Here is a 15,885-nt window from a genome sequence, read left to right on the forward strand (position 1 = left end):
ATGGCTGATTTTAATTTTTTTAAGGCGGATAGAGTTTACAACGAATTATTTTATCAATTTCCAAAAGTCTTTATTGTTTCTGACGAATACAAAAAAATGAAAGATTCAACTAAGATTGCCTATATGCTTTTAAAAGCAAGATTAGAGATTGCAATCAGTAAACGGCAAATCGATGAAGAAGGTAATGTTTATTTTACTTATACGACAAATGAATTATGCAGCGTATTAAACTGCCAAAAACAAAAAGCAATAGCAATCAAAAAAGAGTTGGAATCCTTTGGTTTATTATTACAAAAGCAGATGGGATTTAACAAACAGTTAGGGAAAAATAATCCTAATAGACTATATCTAGCAGAATTAAAAGTCTCAGAAAATGATATCTATTTACTCGAAAAATTTGATAGAGAAAATAGGGAAAACGTTGATAAATCAGAGGGTATGAAAATCATACCCACCCCCGACGAAAAATCAGACGCTGAATCCCTTGGGGCTCAAAAGGGTATGAAAATCATACCGTGCCAAAACGTTGATAAATCAGAGGGTATGAAAATCATACCAGAACTTAATAATAATATATTAGACACTAATAGACACAATATAGACACTGAAAAAGACCGCCTACAAGATCAATTGTTGTTAGACAATTTTGAGACAATCATGACAAACGACAGCATTGCTACATTTGTCCCTGAACGAGTATTAAATTTAATAAAAACATTTTCTTCAAGTTACAGTGAAGCTCAAAAAACTGTCCAGACTATTCATAATGCAAAGAAAAAAGCCGAAACAGAAAGTGGTATTTCAATAATTTTTGAAGAACTCGATAGTTATTATGTCAATGCAGAACAGGAATTATACTCGACACTGCTAAAAGCCTATCAAAAATTAAAAACCGAAAAAGTTGAAAATATCCAGAACCTGATTTTTGTCTATGTAAAAAATTGGTTTATCGAAAAACCAATAGCTGCTAAAGTATCAAGTGAAAAACGTTTGAATTCTGAAAGCTTCCCAAAAACTATTACGAAAGACTGGTTAGAGTGAAATTTTACTGACAAATTGATTGTTGCTTCATGGAGTAGCATTAAAACGCGAATTGTAAAATTAAGTTAGAAAAATAAAAAGGCATTTATGGTACACTCAAATTGTATTTCCGACGAAAGAAAACAAAGGAGTGTAACCATAAATGACCTACAAACATCTTACCATAGACGAACTGACAATGATAGAATCATATTATCTTCAACATAATAAGCCGGTTGAAATCGCTAACCGAATGGGACGTGCTATACAAACTATTTATAATGTAGTCAATAAGTTCAAGCAAGGCAAGACTGCTCTTGATTATTGGCACCAGTATAAAGAAAATAAGAAAAAATGTGGTAGAAAAGTCATTCAATTACCTGCTCATGAAGTAGATTACATTAAAGAGAAAGTCACTCTTGGTTGGACGCCTGACGTCATTATCGGGCGAAAAGAAAGGCTTGTTTCATGCGGTATGAGAACACTTTATCGTTTATTTTATAAAGGAATATTTGATATTGACACACTACCGATGAAAGGTAAAAGAAAACCCAATGGCCATCAGGAAAAACGGGGAAAACAACAGTATCAGCGCTCAATCCATGATCGACCTGATAATTATCCTGATTTCAATTCTGAGTTTGGTCACCTTGAAGGTGATACGATCGTTGGCATTCATCATAAAAGTGCCGTCATTACTTTAGTTGAAAGATTATCTAAAGTCATTATCACGATTAAACCCAACGGCCCTAAGGCATTAGATATTGAAACTGCCCTTAATCAATGGTTTTCTCGCTTCCCTAAAAACTTCTTTAAATCTATTACGTTTGACTGTGGAAAAGAATTTTCTAACTGGAAAGCCATTAGTAACCAACATGATATTGATATATATTTTGCGGACCCTGGAACACCTTCTCAACGCCCATTAAACGAGAATTCTAACGGGATTCTGCGTCGTAATGGACTGCCGAAATCAATGGATTTTAGAGAAGTGAATCAGACATTTATTTCCAGTGTCAGCAATCAACGTAATCATATTCCAAGAAAATCATTGAATTACAGAACACCAATCGAAATATTTTTGAGCTATGTACAAGAAGCATTTTATTCTAGCTTAATTTGACAAATCATAGAATAAAAAAGGAAATTATTAGTTAAAATGATGAGTTTATTTCAAACAACACTTCTTATATTTTTTTCCGCTACCACATGGACAAGGAGAATTTCTTCCTACCTTTTCTGGCTTTGGGTTCTTTCGTGGAGGCTTAGACAATGAAACTTCCTTAAAATGCGGCACAAAGTTTTGTTTTATATAGTGGATTTTTCTTAAGTTATACACCAACTCTAGTATATAAAATATTAATTCAAAATTATCAATACAAAGCGAAGCAAACTCAATGAGATACATACTTTGTATATTATCTCTATCTTTAAATACTATTTCTTGTGTAACATAGTTAATTTCACTATCAAAATGCTGGATAGCATTCCTTTTTTTGGAATCTAAACTCTGTATAGGTATACTAAATGGTTCCTCTTTATTCATCCAGCCTAATTTATTTCCCTTGAAAAGTTTAAGATAGTCTTCATATGTTTTGTTTTCTTTTCTAAACACATTATAATTACCTCTTACAGCTATATTGTTTAATCCTATGACAAAATCTAAATTTTCAAGTATCCATTCATAACTTTTTGCATAAAATGAAGTTAATTCTTCAAAATCAGCAGTCATTATGCCATATTCTTCCTTGTCAACTCTACCAAGAGTATTAGCTTGCTTTAGTATTATAACAGGAATTAATTGTTCATATATTTTGGCAAAGGACTCTATTAGATTAAAAGCCTTTTTTTCTGCGACAGTAAAATTTTTTTCTACTTTTTCTATAAATTCTTCATATGCTAATATATTATCTTTATCGCTTAGAATAGTGTGTCCTATCTCAATGTATTTTTGTAAAGAATCTTTGTCTAAGATATTACTAATTCCTGTAGTTGTAATTAACAATTGGTGTAGGCAAACACAAGCGTCCAGGTTATTAACTACGTTTTTAACACCTAAGTAAGGATATCTAGGCAGTTCTTTTTTTATTTTTTTATATAAAATATGATTTTGACCATTCCAAAAAAGCTCGAAATATGATTTTAGTTCATACCAATTGGTTTTATAATATCTAGCAAAAAACATTGTATTTCCCATAATTTGTTGAGGTTCTTTGGCATTGTGATACCATTGGAGTGATCTCATATAAGGTGATATTTCATAAAAATTTGCTTCCATATTTTTTTTCTTTATTTTCCTCGTTGGAAACTCGGCGGATAATTCTACAGAATAAAAGTTAGAATCGTATTCGTTTACCAAATAGGCATTATTGACCCTAACTTCATAGTGTTCAACATTTTCAAGTAGTATTTTACCCTCAATAGAAGTTTTACACTTTGGACAATTCAAATGAAATGGAATATCAAAGTACCCCAGTTGCATTCTAAGATTAATAGTAGTATCACACATATTACATTTAATAAATTCATTACCAACCACTTACAAATACACTCCTTACAAACTGTGTGTCCAATAAAAAACTATTCACTAGTTAAAATATTATTTTAATCAATATCATTCCATAATAATAATACTCTTTTAATGACCTCGGTTATAGAATTATAATTGCCTTTTTAATTAGCTAAAATTCCAATTCATCGGCTAATTTCTGAATGCTTTCTTCATGTTCCCTAATTCGTTCATTTTCTCTTTTTCGTCTCTGTTCCTCCTGTATCAAAAAATTTTTTTCGTCTATATTACTTTTCTCGATACAAAGATTCAAAGTTTCACGATGATAATCTCGAACTTCTTCAATAGTCGTTCCATTCAACAAGATTTCATCTCCCTCTACAGAAGCAATTCCTGGTCTGTGCATTGTAGTAAATCGTGGTGGTGAATTCCAATTTCTAACAAATAGCTCTTTCCATAACGGACTGGGAATTCTATTTAATCGGAATGGAATTTTATATAATGCAGAACCTCTAGATCCATCCATTTTAGGTACAGTTACTTTATCAGTAATGATTCCTAATATTTTGACATCTTTATTTTTGTTCTGTTCTATAGGTAGCAGCGGACTTTTTTTAATACTTTTAGGTATAAAACCTACTTCTGGCTTCCTCTTAACACCAAATATTGTTGTAATTAAATCATTAAAATTTTCACTGTAATGTCGCTCATCTGCTAAATCAATTCCAAGTTTACCATCAAGGAAAGTTGGTAAAACTTCTTTTGGATTTCCTTCTTTAATTATTGGAATAAATTTTCGTTCATTATTACCAGAAAGTAATTCTGCTGAAATAATATGCCCTTCATATCCAACTCCACTTATACGATTATCTGCTTTTTCTTTATAAACTTTTGTACATATAATTAAAACAAAATCTGAATCAATTATTTGCTGTTCCATAAAATAAGGTAGTCTATCACCTAAATGTAAATCATACTGATCTATATACGCTTCAATCCCATTTTCAAGTAATTTGTCTGCTAGTTCCTTAGCCCATTCTTTATTTTCATCACTTTCCCATGAGTATGATATAAACACTTTTGGATTTTTTCTTGTCATACTATTCTCACTAATTCCTTCCCCTTATCTATATAAAATTATTATATCACCTAATCCTATTTGACTTCATTAAAACTTGTTTGATACACAATTCATTATAAATTGACCACTTCCTATCGTATCAGTTTATTTTTCTTTTATTGCATTATTTTAAAATTCAATTACCTAACGTTGTTGACCTCTTAAAATTTCTGTCATTTTTCTAGATAAATGGCATATACCACAATTGTGTACCAGATAAGATTAAAAACCGAAGAAATACTGATAAACTGAAGCAACGCGATACAGTGATTATTGCTTGTGTTGTATGGGGCATAATTAATGGCTATACTAGCCAAAGAGCCACGTATAGAGCGGTTTGTTCCGTCTTATTTCCTAATGGTGATTTTCCTAGTAGGAGTCGATTCACTCGCTTAAGTTCAAACTTAGCTTACACTATCAAGATTATTCGATACTTTTTCATCAAGAAGCTCACCAAAGGTGAACTAGTCGGAATTATAGATAGTTTTCCTAGTCCATTATGTAAACCAGTTAGAAATAGACAAGCAAAACTATTAAATCAAATAGCCAAAGTTGGCTATAACTCAACAAAAAAATCTTATTTTTATGGTCTTAAAATTCATATGATCGTTACTAAGACTGGCTTTCCTATTACTTACTCAATCACGAATCCAGGTGTCCATGACGTGAAAGTGTTAGAGACTTTATCGGAAGAAGTGAATCTTCCCAATATCCTAGGGGACAAAGGATATATTAGCCATAAAATCCATGAAAAGCTTGCCCTTAAGGGCATTACTATATCCGTTCTGCCACGTAAAAACATGGATAAATCAGAAAAACTAGACCACAGCTTACTTGGAAAACAAAGAAAAACAGTTGAGACTGTTTTTTCTTCCTTAGAAAAATTAGGTTGTCAAAATTTCAACTCACGTTCTGTTAAAGGGCTAGAGAGTAGATTTGAAAGCATATTACTGGCTTACAGTGTTCTATTAAGTCGAGCACAACGACGTTTTGAAGGAACTTTGAGATATTCTTTAGGATATTAAAATTAACTAGCACCACGGGTGATTTATAGTATACTATGTCAAAAGGAGGAGTTAGATGAACAATCAAATCACACTAGCGTATTTAGATTATGATGATCTAGATGCTTTACAAGTTGTAAGTGTTGTCAGTTTTTATGAATCGTTTATCGATGGCGCAGATCCACTTGATATGCAAGGATATTTACAGACACAATTGACAACTGAAATATTGGCAGTAGAATTGGCACAGTCAACCAGTAAATTTATTGGTATTAAGGATCATCAAATACTCATTGGTTATATGAAAGTCAATGATGAAAAAGATGCTATAGAGATTCAACGGCTCTATCTGCTCAAAGATTATCAAAACAAAGGGTTAGGGCAACGGTTACTCGATGAAGCGAATCGTTATGCTAAAACGAAACAAAAACGTTATTTACGTTTGACTGTTTATGAAAAAAATCATGCAGGTATTCGTTTTTATGAACGTCATGGATTTAAAAAAATCGGGATCAAACATTTTCCTTTAGGAAAACAAGATCGTATTTGTCCGATTTTAGAAAAAGAAATCTAAAAAAACGTCCTCACTTTTGATGCTGAGGACGTTTTTTTAGACTGGTAATGGAACCATAATTCGCTTTCCTTTTTGATAAATCGCTAATTCCGTCACACCTTTTGCTTTTAACAGAGCAAAAAGATCATCGAAATGGAAACGGAAATGTTCAAGGTAATGCCCATCTGATCCAACACTAAACAAGGTACCACCACGTGAAAGATATAAATCGATGACATATTCATATAACGCTAAATTGTCATACAAGTAAGCGCTCTTAGCATTTAATTCGAATGCCAATTTATTTTTGATTACTTGATCTAGAATCGGTAAAAACTACGCTTCATATTGTTTAAATTCAGCAACGGATAGACCAAATACCCGAAAACCATAGTCAAAATGAGCAAAGACATCTGCTTCTATAACAACTAGTGCTTCTGAAAGTTGTGCAAAATACTGAGGAATCACAATAGCAGGATCCATATCTTTGACTTCGTCATCTAAATAATCAAATTGACCATTATGATGCACACTGAGTAATTTTAAATCGTAATCTTTATCGGCTAAATAGTCGATGATCCGATCCTTTTCAGAAGCGATGTAACGGTTCTGTTGCAAAGTTTTAAATCTACTATCAAATAAGGTAGAATAATAGAAAAAGATAGCAGGAGGAATGACGATGAATCATTTTAAAGGAAAGCAATTTCAGCAGGATGTGATTATTGTAGCCGTGGGCTACTATCTTCGTTATAACCTTAGCTATCGTGAAGTTCAAGAAATCTTATATGATCGTGGCATTAACGTTTCTCATACGACGATTTATCGTTGGGTGCAAGAATATGGCAAACTACTCTATCAAATTTGGAAAAAGAAAAATAAAAAATCCTTTTATTCATGGAAAATGGATGAAACGTACATCAAAATTAAAGGAAAATGGCATTATTTGTATCGAGCCATCGATGCAGATGGTTTAACCTTGGATATTTGGTTACGTAAAAAACGGGACACACAAGCAGCGTATGCTTTTCTTAAGCGGTTAGTGAAGCAGTTTGATGAACCGAAGGTTGTAGTCACAGATAAAGCCCCCTCTATTACAAGTGCCTTTAAGAAACTAAAAGAATACGGCGGCTTTTATCAAGGGACAGAACATCGTACCATTAAATACCTGAATAATTTGATTGAACAAGACCATCGTCCAGTAAAGAGACGCAATAAATTCTATCGAAGTTTACGCACCGCCTCTACCACGATTAAAGGCATGGAAGCCATTCGAGGATTATATAAGAAAACCCGAAAAGAAGGCACTCTCTTCGGGTTTTCGGTCTGTACTGAAATCAAGGTATTATTGGGAATCCCAGCTTAAATCATAGATACCGTAAGGGATTTTATTCTTTATTTAAAACTTTGCAACAGAACCGTATACTGATATAGGGTTATCCTCAAAAAAATAAAATAGTAATTATTATCTAGCGTTAAGCCGAATGTTTACACAACAAAAAACTACAAAGAATACAAGGATATCCTTATAACTTTATAGTCTTTTTTCAAAATTTAGTTTAGTTTAAACATTAATGTCTTTTTAGCCATTTTTCAATTTGATCTATTGTCCATCCTTGTCCAATAAATTGCATGATTTGTTTGTAGAATTTTTTGATTAGTGGCCACCCAAACTTTGTCACTAGTTTTGCGATTGCTCCCATATACTAACACATCCTTATTTTAAATATGTTTTTTAATCCACTCAATGATTTTGTTAATTGCCCATCCTTCTCCAATAAACTGCATAATTTGTTTGTAATACTTTTTAACAATAGGCCACCCAAACTTTGCTACTAATTTTGCGATTGCTCCCATAATATAACTCCTCCAATCATTTTTTTGTTCATAATAATTGTATATCACACAAAAACAAAAAAAATATTTGACAAAATATATATTTATGCATAGAAGATGTATTGTTGCAAATACTAGCTTTCCACAATTAAATTTTTTTCTCTTAGAAGAAAAATTTTTTAAAATAAGTAAAAATTTTAACATTTAATATTAGTTGACATTAAAATATTTGATGAAATGTAACTATATCAAGCCTATATTATATAAAATCATTCTACTATTTTGATTCTTTCTTTTGTTTAAGAGCTTCTACAAATATGATTTATCCAAATATCAATATTTTTTAACGGTTATGAGTCCAAAAGAAGCTTTTATTAGTCAAAAATAAACTCAGTTATTTTGTATGATATAGTCAATTTAGCAGGAATTTTTTTATTTATACTTTAATGTCGTTTGATGTAATGGTATAGGGTGTCTTAAAAACAGAAAGGAAGGGAGACTGTAGGGGGTCTATTATAGGAGGTAAAAATGGAAAATTATTTCTCTAATTTTAGTTTAGAAGATCAAAATTTTATGATTGATTTTTTATTATCTGAAGGTAATATATCAAGAATGTGTAAAAAAGGATATTCATATTCAAAAGTAAAAAAGAAACTACAATGTATTAATGAAAAAATAGGTGGAATGGCAACAGTTTTTTTGACAAATTTTATAAGGTGCAGAACTTCTTTCCGTATGCTATTCCGATTGTCCTTGACAATGAGCCTCCTCGGATGTGACGATCTTCGGCAGGAGCTAACAGTTAAAGTTAGACTGCCTCGCTAGCGTTAGCACATCCGAGCTCATTATCAAGGATTCGCTGCGCCAATCTCTGGTTACGGTAACCAACCGGTGTCTCGTAGCCAAGTGTACCGTGCAACCGAAGGTGGTTCCACCAATTGACATAGTCAAATAACTCCAAATCCAATTGTTGTAAGGTTTCAAATGTGTATTGATAGACAAATTCTACTTTCAACGACTTATAAGTTGATTCAGCTACGGCATTATCAAAAGGACAGCCTTTATGACTCAATGATCGATTGATGTCAAAAGTTGTTAATAATTCATCAATAGCTTGGTTATCAAACTCTTTTCCACGATCAGTATGAAAAATCTCAACCTCTGTCAGAGGTTGTTTGATACGGCTAAATGCTTTTTTTACTAGAACGGCATCTTTATGTTCTCCACAAGAATAGCCGAGAATTTCTCGATTGAACAGATCCAAAATGAAACAGACATAATTCCATTTTTTCCCGACTCGTACATAAGTCAAGTCTGTTACGATCGCTTCTAATGGGTTGTCTCTTAAGAATTTACGATTCAATACGTTTGTCGTTTTGGCTTCATTGCAAGTAGAATGATGTACTTTAAAATAAGCAACAGTATAGCTCGATTTTAATCCTCTATTTTTCATGATTCTACTAATTTTTCGTCGGCTGATCTGAATGCCTCGTTTTGATAAGGCTTTTTTTATTTTTCTTGAGCCGTAGGCCTTTCGGCTGCGGATAAATTCTTCAGCGACTACTTCTTCAAGTTCTGATTCGTCTTTCTTTGGTTTTGATTGATAATAATAGGACTGACGTGATAGACCTAATATTCTGCACATCGCTGATATAGGGTAAAGATGCTTATTCGCATCGATTACTTGTCTCTTCGTCCGAATATCAGCGCTGCTTGCTTTAAAATATCATTTTCCATTTCTAATTGCTGGTTTCTTTTACGTAGTTCTAACAATTCTTTTTGTTCAGGCGTAAGATTATCTTTTTCTTTGAATGAACCACTCGTTTTAGATTGCTTTACCCATTTGTCAAATGCTGAAGCCGTTAGTTCATATTCTCGAATGATTTCTACACGTGGCTTTCCAGCTAAGTAAAGATTGACGATTTGTTGCTTGAATTCTTGTGAAAAAGTTCTTCGTGTTCTCTTAGACATAAAAATTCCTCCTGGTATGTTTTCTTCTAGTCTACACACCTTAATTTTTCTGTCTAGTTAATTGTAGCCTATCCATAGGAAAAGATAGATATACAGAGGATGCATTAAAAGTGTATTTAGATATTCTTGTTTCTGAAGATATTTTATTTCCAGAGATCGCTAGCTTGATTTATAAAAAGCATAAGGAGGCGTTATAGATGAGTGTAGAAGTAATTGTATTATTAGGGCTATTGGCAGTACAAACATGGTTAATGCCTAAATTAAATAATAAGCATTTATTGTTTTTAATTCCCGGTATTTTTGTTGCATTAAGTTTATATGTTTTTAGAGAAAAACTAAGTTTATTAATAGTTATGGGGTTGATGTTAGGATTCTTTATTTATTATATGGCAGGATTAAGTCAGTGGGACAGAATAAAGAACGAGAAGCAAAATAAGCATTTAAAAGAGAAATTTTTCAATGAAAAATGAATTTGAATTTATGATGCATCATAATTATTTATTATTTTCAATAGTTAAAAATGTAATCGGGTCAATCTTAGTTATAGGCATTGCAGGTTTGATCCAAATTTTTGTGAATCAAAAATTTTTTTTGATTGTCTTGCTCTTAGTTGTTACCTTGATCCCTTTTGATATCTTTTACGAGTATATGTATGTAAAGAAATATTCAATTAAAATAGATTATAAGAATATATACATTTTTGAAGGATTTATTATAAGAAAGATAACTGTAATTCCAAAAGTTAAAGTATATACAGTGATTGAGACTGACTATATGTTTTTTAAAAAATATTGGAAAAAAGTTGAGCTAAAAACAATTGTAAAGGATTATAAGTTGCTAGGAGTAAATTTACATGATGTTAGAAAAATAAAAGAAGAGGTTATTAGATGAAAAAGTTAAATAAATGTATTTTTTTAATAAATACTATTTCTATAGCTAGAAGTTTAATTATATCTATTCCGTTTTCTATTTTTCTAATAAATAAAAACTTAACTTTTCTTTTTTTTATGTATCTTCTTTACCTTGTATATGTAATATTCCAAAAAATAACCGAGTATTTTAGTGTTAGATATGGATTTTTTGAAACTTACTTTATTTTAGAAAAAGGTATTTTTAATAAAAGCATTTTAAAAATAGATAAACAAGACTTAAAGTATGTCGACAGTATTGAATTTACTCAGTCGTTTTTATATAAAGCTTTAAATAAATATAAAGTCATTTTGAATTTAAAAGAAGAAGAAGATAAAAAAATAGTTATTAGATGTATAAATAAAACTGAAAAATGGATCTTTAATTCTTTTTTTGAAGTAGGTGTAACGGACAAAGAAGAGGAGAAGATTGATTTAATATTTAAACCTATGAAAAAAGACATAGTAATAATGTCTTTTTTTTCAGCAAATATAATTTTTGTCGTCTTATCTTCATTGGATTTTATAGATAACTTTAGTTATCTGAATATTTCCTATAAAGATGTAACAATGAATACCTATTTAATAGTTGCGTTAACACTTGGTGCGTTCATTATAATTATTTTAGTGCAGATATTAAGATATGGCAATTATTCAGTGGAAAGCACTAACAAGTATTTGTATAAAAAAAATGGAATATTGGATTATAGTAGTAAAGAACTTGATATTGATAACATTAATACCATGATTATGTACCAGAATGTATTTATGCGATATTTGAAAATATTTAACATATACTGTTTGACTACCAAAAATGATAGTTCTAAAAATGAATTTAAAAATATGCTGTTCCCATATATTAAATACGATATTTTTAAAAATATAATTCAAGAAAATTTACAACTAAAAAAATTCGAGACTATATTGGAGAAACAATCTTCTAAGTATAGTCTTTGTTTCTTGTGCCTCAATATCTTATATATATTTTTTTTCTTAGGGATTGTATATTTTGGGTACTTACATGGTTATAGGTACTACATTTTTTTACTGTTAGTCACTATATGTAAGAAATATTCTGATAGTTTTTTTATTTCTATTCAAGTTAAAGAAAAACGAGGTGTGTGCTTAGTTATTCCTGGCGTATTTTTTAATCGAAAAGTATTGATTTTATCAAATGGAATAGAAACTATTAAGTATTCTAATATATGTATGTTTAAAAAGTACAAACTTATACTAAACTCCAATAATTTACCTTCAAAAAAATATGTATTACGTGGGATCACTAAGACACAAGTATTGAATGTTTTTAGTGAGTTAAGTATTGAAGAAAAAAATGTAAATAACAGCCATTCAGTAGGAGGATAGCATGGAAAACTACAACGTAAAAATTAAAAAAATAAAGAGATGGAATTTTATAGCATTAATATTATGTGCTGTTGAAATAGTATTATCTATTTTTGATCTACCAGTATCACTTAATCCAGATAAAGCTGCTTATCAAAAATTAGGTGACGAGGGAATTAAAATTTTTAATCAATTAAATAGTGCGCCAATTAAAATATTTACACTTTTGAATTTGTTGATGGCTATTGCTTTTTTTATAATGTTTTTTTATGCTAATAAAAATTTAAAGAATAAAAAGATTATAAAAAAATATCCTTACTTTTTAAATCTAGTATGGACCGTTATTGTCGTTTTATTTACTGTATTAACCACTAACAACCTAGATAGTAATACAGGCGTTTCTTCGTTTAACCTAGGTATGCTATTATTTACGATATTTTTTATATTTTTGTTAAAGATACCGGTCGTAATGGTCTTAATTGGTATTTTTAAACTAGATCTAGGAGAAGAGAATGACTAAAAAAATGACTAAACGACAACAAATTTATTTGAGTATTATGGGTGGAGTAATCAGCTTTTTATTAATTGGGGGTGCTGTTATTTACAAATTGAGTAACCCTATTGTGGAAGAAGATTCTTATAAACTAGTTAAAGTAAAAAAGAGTGAACCCTTAGTTTTAAAAGGGATTGTTCAACCCAAAAATACTAGTTACTTAAATTTAGATCAGACGCTCGGCAAAATCAGTGCTATTTCCGTTAAAAATGGTCAAGAGATCAATGAAAATGACGTAATTGCTACTTATCAAAATACAACTATTGAGGATCAAGCGGAAGAACAAACGCAATCGCTAGAAAAGTTGAATTTGGCTGTTACAAATGCTCAAATAAATCTTGAAAATGCAACACAAAAACAACAAGAATTAGAAACTCGCTTAACTGCTGCTAAAAATGAACATGCTGCAATTACAAATAAAAAAATAGATGAAGAAATGAAAAAAGCGGAGAAAGCTGAAGATGAGAATAAAATAGAAGCTGCACAACAAGCCTTAGATGCACAAAAAGATGCAGTCTCACAAGCAAAACAGGTACTAGATGAAGCGAATGTTGATCTATCAAGTGTAAATAATACTATTGAACAAACAAAAAAGAAAATTACAAATACGGTAACCGCACCAATTAAAGGAATTGTCTATATTAACGATAAAGGCAAGACAGACGCAGCAGTACCGTATGCAACTATTGTTAGTCCAGATAAAGTTATAAAAGGAACCGTTACGGAATATGACTATAATAAAGTAAAAGTAGGGCAAGTAGTAAATATTAATCTGCTCAATGAAGAAAAATCAATAGAAGGAACAATCACTGATGTTAATGCATTACCTGAAGATATGGAAGTAAGTACACAAACTAATATATCCTCAGATAAAAATAATACAGTTTCCACCTTCACGTTCATGGTCAGCCCTAAAGAACCTATTCATTATGGTTATAACGTCCAAATAAATGTGCCAACGAATCATTTAGAATTAGCTAAAAAGAATACGATTAAAGAAAACAATGAAGTATTTGTTTTTATTTATAGAGATAGAAAAGCTATTAAACAAAAAGTAGAAGTAAAGGAAGAAAATGGAAAATACTTAGTAAAGACAGGGCTTAAAGAGAATGATTCAATCATCGAAAATCCTGGTGTACGCTTGAAAGATGGACAAGAAGTGACGGTGAAACAATGATTGAGCTTAATAACGTAAATAAATATTATACCAACGAAGAGGAATCTCTTCATGTATTAAAAGATATTCATTTATCCGTCAAAAAGGGGGAAATGATTGCTATTATGGGTCCTTCAGGATCTGGAAAGTCAACGTTAATTAATCTTTTAGGCTTTATTGATCGTAAATTTGAAGGAGAATACTTGTTTGAAGGTAAGTCTCTGATTAATACAACAGATGATATTCTATCTAGAATAAGGAATCAGACAGTAGGCTTTATTTTCCAAAATTTTAGTTTAATTGAGAGTAATACAGTCTATGAAAATGTAGAATTACCGCTTCTTTATAATGGAATCTCTCCCTTTCAAACCAAAGAAAAAGTATTTTCAGTATTGGAAAGAGTTGGCTTAAGAGGAAAAGAATATAAATACCCAAAGCAGTTATCAGGAGGTCAACAGCAGCGAGTTGCTATCGCTAGAGCACTTATTAACAAACCAAAATTTATTATAGCAGATGAGCCTACAGGAGCTTTAGATACGAATACATCAGAGGCAATTATGCAGCTGTTTGCTACTTTAAATAAAGAAGATGACGTGACTCTTATTATGGTTACGCACAACCCTGAAGTCGTTCCTTATTGTCACCGACTAATTAAGATTAGAGATGGTGCCATTATTGAAGATAAGGAGTTGGTACAATGAACGTCTATGTAAATTTTCGTTCAGCTTGGCAAGCGATTAAAAATAATCGTAAGCGTAGTATATTAACTATGATAGGGATCATAATAGGAATCTCTTCTGTTATAACAATTTTAGCTATTGGAAGGGGTTTTGAGAAGGACACTATAAAAAATCTTACTAAGAGCGATTCTAAAAACGTAGAAATTCAACTAAATTTTACACCTAATGATACTTCTTTGTATGATACAAATACAGATTTTTTTCAAGACGCAGATTTATCTATAATAGGAAATGTAGAAGGGGTTAAAAAAGTTGACTATTCTAAAATAGACGAAGAGCAAATCTACAAAGATTTGATAATTAAGGGAAAAAAAACAAACAAACAAATCAAACTTATAGGTTCTGAAGGTGAAAAAGTTTCTATAGGACGAAATTTAACAAGTCAAGATAGTGAATTGTCAAATAAAGTCGCAGCGATTGATTCAGTTACTGCCAAAGAGCTATTTGATACATCTGAGCAAGCATTAGGTAAAGGAATTGAAATCAAGCAAGAATTATTTAGGATTGTGGGCGTTTTTCCAGGAGAAGAACAAGATAATTTGTTTTCCTTATCAAATATAAACATTGAAATTCCAAAAGCTACGTATCACTATTATTTTAAGTCTGAAAAGGATACATCGTCTCTAACGTTAACTTTAGAGGAAGGAGTTGAACCTGACAAGGTGACCTCTAAAGTGATAAACCAATTGAAAGAAAAAGGTAGTTTGAAACATTTGGGGGAATATGAAGTGTTAGATACGGCTATGTTAACGAAAGGAATTGGTCAAATCCTCAGTACGATCACTTATTTTATAACAGCTGTAGCAGGTATATCTTTATTTATCGCAGGGGTAGGTGTAATGAACATGATGTATATATCTGTATCTGAACGAACAAAAGAGATCGGTATAAGAAGAGCCCTAGGAGCTACTCGAAAATCGATTATGCTGCAGTTCCTTTTAGAAGGTTTGATTTTAACTCTTTCAGGAGGGTTAATTGGCTATTTATTAGGAATGGCTCTTGCTTATAGTGTTGGTTCTTTGATAAAGGTAAACGTGTCACTTGATCTATTTACTATTTTACTAGCGGTTGGGGTATCTTCGGTTATTGGACTGGTCTTTTCTGTAATGCCCGCTTCAGAGGCTGCAAAAAAAGATTTAATTGATATTCTTAGATAAAATCAGAATGACAAGAA

General features: G+C 31.1%; 17 protein-coding genes and 2 pseudogenes. 13 read left to right on the top strand and 6 right to left on the bottom strand.

What is annotated here, in order from left to right:
* Positions 1–1,041: a replication initiator protein A gene (locus tag IGK53_RS12725; protein ID WP_430605047.1), complete on the top strand. Its 1,041-nt coding sequence runs from the start codon at positions 1–3 to the stop codon at positions 1,039–1,041.
* 142 nt (positions 1,042–1,183) lie between these two features.
* On the top strand, positions 1,184–2,143 hold the full coding sequence (locus tag IGK53_RS12730; RefSeq protein WP_430605048.1) for an IS30-like element IS6770 family transposase: 960 nt from the start codon (positions 1,184–1,186) through the stop codon (positions 2,141–2,143).
* A 45-nt stretch (positions 2,144–2,188) separates the two neighbouring features.
* Here the strand turns inward: IGK53_RS12730 and IGK53_RS12735 are convergent, their stop codons facing one another.
* Together IGK53_RS12735 and IGK53_RS12740 are read right to left on the bottom strand one after the other, a co-directional pair.
* Positions 2,189–3,559 (bottom strand): YecA family protein, encoded by a 1,371-nt coding sequence (locus IGK53_RS12735; RefSeq protein ID WP_002329843.1) that lies wholly within the window; start codon positions 3,557–3,559, stop codon positions 2,189–2,191.
* Between the two features lie 142 nt (positions 3,560–3,701).
* Positions 3,702–4,628 (bottom strand): toll/interleukin-1 receptor domain-containing protein, encoded by a 927-nt coding sequence (locus tag IGK53_RS12740; RefSeq protein WP_269399562.1) that lies wholly within the window; start codon positions 4,626–4,628, stop codon positions 3,702–3,704.
* Between the two features lie 206 nt (positions 4,629–4,834).
* Between IGK53_RS12740 and IGK53_RS12745 the strand changes: the two are divergent.
* Both IGK53_RS12745 and IGK53_RS12750 read left to right on the top strand, forming a co-directional pair.
* Positions 4,835–5,674: pseudogene (locus tag IGK53_RS12745) on the top strand (IS982 family transposase); the annotation flags it as partial.
* Positions 5,675–5,729: 55 nt separating this feature from the next.
* The gene (locus IGK53_RS12750) at positions 5,730–6,227 is read left to right on the top strand and encodes a GNAT family N-acetyltransferase (RefSeq protein ID WP_002295755.1); all 498 of its coding nucleotides are present in this window, start codon (positions 5,730–5,732) and stop codon (positions 6,225–6,227) included.
* A 36-nt stretch (positions 6,228–6,263) separates the two neighbouring features.
* On the opposite strand, the pseudogene IGK53_RS12755 reads toward IGK53_RS12750, so the two are convergent.
* Positions 6,264–6,809, bottom strand: a pseudogene (locus IGK53_RS12755) (hypothetical protein); the annotation flags it as partial.
* A 76-nt stretch (positions 6,810–6,885) separates the two neighbouring features.
* Between IGK53_RS12755 and IGK53_RS12760 the strand changes: the two are divergent.
* Positions 6,886–7,569: an IS6-like element IS1216 family transposase gene (locus IGK53_RS12760; protein WP_002329884.1), complete on the top strand. Its 684-nt coding sequence runs from the start codon at positions 6,886–6,888 to the stop codon at positions 7,567–7,569.
* 205 nt (positions 7,570–7,774) lie between these two features.
* On the opposite strand, the gene IGK53_RS12765 is transcribed toward IGK53_RS12760, so the two are convergent.
* Both IGK53_RS12765 and IGK53_RS12770 read right to left on the bottom strand, forming a co-directional pair.
* Positions 7,775–7,906: an enterocin L50 family leaderless bacteriocin gene (locus IGK53_RS12765; RefSeq protein WP_002293183.1), complete on the bottom strand. Its 132-nt coding sequence runs from the start codon at positions 7,904–7,906 to the stop codon at positions 7,775–7,777.
* A 19-nt stretch (positions 7,907–7,925) separates the two neighbouring features.
* On the bottom strand, positions 7,926–8,060 hold the full coding sequence (locus tag IGK53_RS12770) for an enterocin L50 family leaderless bacteriocin (RefSeq protein WP_002293184.1): 135 nt from the start codon (positions 8,058–8,060) through the stop codon (positions 7,926–7,928).
* Positions 8,061–8,567: 507 nt separating this feature from the next.
* Between IGK53_RS12770 and IGK53_RS12775 the strand changes: the two genes are divergently transcribed.
* Positions 8,568–8,864, top strand: coding sequence for a hypothetical protein (locus IGK53_RS12775; RefSeq protein ID WP_430605049.1), 297 nt, complete (start codon positions 8,568–8,570; stop codon positions 8,862–8,864).
* On the opposite strand, the gene IGK53_RS12780 is transcribed toward IGK53_RS12775, so the two are convergent.
* Positions 8,848–10,010, bottom strand: a protein-coding gene (locus IGK53_RS12780; RefSeq protein ID WP_086956687.1) for an IS3 family transposase whose coding sequence is annotated in 2 segments (ribosomal slippage) — positions 8,848–9,734 and positions 9,734–10,010 — 1,164 coding nt in all. Because the reading frame shifts where the segments join, the coding sequence is not laid out codon by codon here. The genes IGK53_RS12775 and IGK53_RS12780 overlap by 17 nt on opposite strands.
* Positions 10,011–10,207: 197 nt before the next feature.
* Between IGK53_RS12780 and IGK53_RS12785 the strand changes: the two genes are divergently transcribed.
* Genes IGK53_RS12785 through IGK53_RS12815 form a run of 7 tightly spaced genes read left to right on the top strand, consistent with a single transcriptional unit; the run spans position 10,208 to position 15,868 of the window.
* Positions 10,208–10,480, top strand: a complete 273-nt coding sequence (locus IGK53_RS12785; protein ID WP_002293186.1) for a hypothetical protein — start codon at positions 10,208–10,210, stop codon at positions 10,478–10,480.
* Positions 10,470–10,901: a hypothetical protein gene (locus IGK53_RS12790; RefSeq protein WP_002293187.1), complete on the top strand. Its 432-nt coding sequence runs from the start codon at positions 10,470–10,472 to the stop codon at positions 10,899–10,901. The genes IGK53_RS12785 and IGK53_RS12790 overlap by 11 nt, the downstream gene beginning before the upstream one ends.
* Positions 10,898–12,283 carry a hypothetical protein gene (locus IGK53_RS12795; RefSeq protein WP_002293188.1) on the top strand — a complete coding sequence of 462 codons (1,386 nt, stop codon included), beginning with the start codon at positions 10,898–10,900 and terminating at the stop codon, positions 12,281–12,283. The genes IGK53_RS12790 and IGK53_RS12795 overlap by 4 nt, the downstream gene beginning before the upstream one ends.
* A gap of 1 nt (position 12,284) precedes the next feature.
* Positions 12,285–12,782 carry a hypothetical protein gene (locus tag IGK53_RS12800; RefSeq protein WP_002293189.1) on the top strand — a complete coding sequence of 166 codons (498 nt, stop codon included), beginning with the start codon at positions 12,285–12,287 and terminating at the stop codon, positions 12,780–12,782.
* The gene (locus tag IGK53_RS12805; RefSeq protein ID WP_002293190.1) at positions 12,775–13,992 is read left to right on the top strand and encodes an efflux RND transporter periplasmic adaptor subunit; all 1,218 of its coding nucleotides are present in this window, start codon (positions 12,775–12,777) and stop codon (positions 13,990–13,992) included. The genes IGK53_RS12800 and IGK53_RS12805 overlap by 8 nt, the downstream gene beginning before the upstream one ends.
* Positions 13,989–14,672 carry an ABC transporter ATP-binding protein gene (locus IGK53_RS12810; protein WP_002293192.1) on the top strand — a complete coding sequence of 228 codons (684 nt, stop codon included), beginning with the start codon at positions 13,989–13,991 and terminating at the stop codon, positions 14,670–14,672. Before IGK53_RS12805 ends, IGK53_RS12810 begins: the two co-directional genes overlap by 4 nt.
* Positions 14,669–15,868 carry an ABC transporter permease gene (locus tag IGK53_RS12815; protein ID WP_277904216.1) on the top strand — a complete coding sequence of 400 codons (1,200 nt, stop codon included), beginning with the start codon at positions 14,669–14,671 and terminating at the stop codon, positions 15,866–15,868. Before IGK53_RS12810 ends, IGK53_RS12815 begins: the two co-directional genes overlap by 4 nt.
* Positions 15,869–15,885 lie beyond the last annotated feature (17 nt).

It is taken from the genome of Enterococcus sp. DIV1224 (assembly GCF_050555455.1).
Classification (GTDB): domain Bacteria; phylum Bacillota; class Bacilli; order Lactobacillales; family Enterococcaceae; genus Enterococcus_B; species Enterococcus_B lactis.

Coding starts and splice junctions, on each gene's coding strand:
- IGK53_RS12800 (WP_002293189.1), top strand. CDS start 12,285: ATGGAAAACTACAACGTAAAAATTAAAAAAATAAAGAGATGGAATTTT.
- IGK53_RS12725 (WP_430605047.1), top strand. CDS start 1: ATGGCTGATTTTAATTTTTTTAAGGCGGATAGAGTTTACAACGAATTA.
- IGK53_RS12790 (WP_002293187.1), top strand. CDS start 10,470: ATGAAAAATGAATTTGAATTTATGATGCATCATAATTATTTATTATTT.
- IGK53_RS12740 (WP_269399562.1), bottom strand. CDS start 4,628: ATGACAAGAAAAAATCCAAAAGTGTTTATATCATACTCATGGGAAAGT.
- IGK53_RS12810 (WP_002293192.1), top strand. CDS start 13,989: ATGATTGAGCTTAATAACGTAAATAAATATTATACCAACGAAGAGGAA.
- IGK53_RS12815 (WP_277904216.1), top strand. CDS start 14,669: ATGAACGTCTATGTAAATTTTCGTTCAGCTTGGCAAGCGATTAAAAAT.
- IGK53_RS12775 (WP_430605049.1), top strand. CDS start 8,568: ATGGAAAATTATTTCTCTAATTTTAGTTTAGAAGATCAAAATTTTATG.
- IGK53_RS12795 (WP_002293188.1), top strand. CDS start 10,898: ATGAAAAAGTTAAATAAATGTATTTTTTTAATAAATACTATTTCTATA.
- IGK53_RS12750 (WP_002295755.1), top strand. CDS start 5,730: ATGAACAATCAAATCACACTAGCGTATTTAGATTATGATGATCTAGAT.
- IGK53_RS12785 (WP_002293186.1), top strand. CDS start 10,208: ATGAGTGTAGAAGTAATTGTATTATTAGGGCTATTGGCAGTACAAACA.
- IGK53_RS12805 (WP_002293190.1), top strand. CDS start 12,775: ATGACTAAAAAAATGACTAAACGACAACAAATTTATTTGAGTATTATG.
- IGK53_RS12765 (WP_002293183.1), bottom strand. CDS start 7,906: ATGGGAGCAATCGCAAAACTAGTGACAAAGTTTGGGTGGCCACTAATC.
- IGK53_RS12730 (WP_430605048.1), top strand. CDS start 1,184: ATGACCTACAAACATCTTACCATAGACGAACTGACAATGATAGAATCA.
- IGK53_RS12760 (WP_002329884.1), top strand. CDS start 6,886: ATGAATCATTTTAAAGGAAAGCAATTTCAGCAGGATGTGATTATTGTA.
- IGK53_RS12770 (WP_002293184.1), bottom strand. CDS start 8,060: ATGGGAGCAATCGCAAAATTAGTAGCAAAGTTTGGGTGGCCTATTGTT.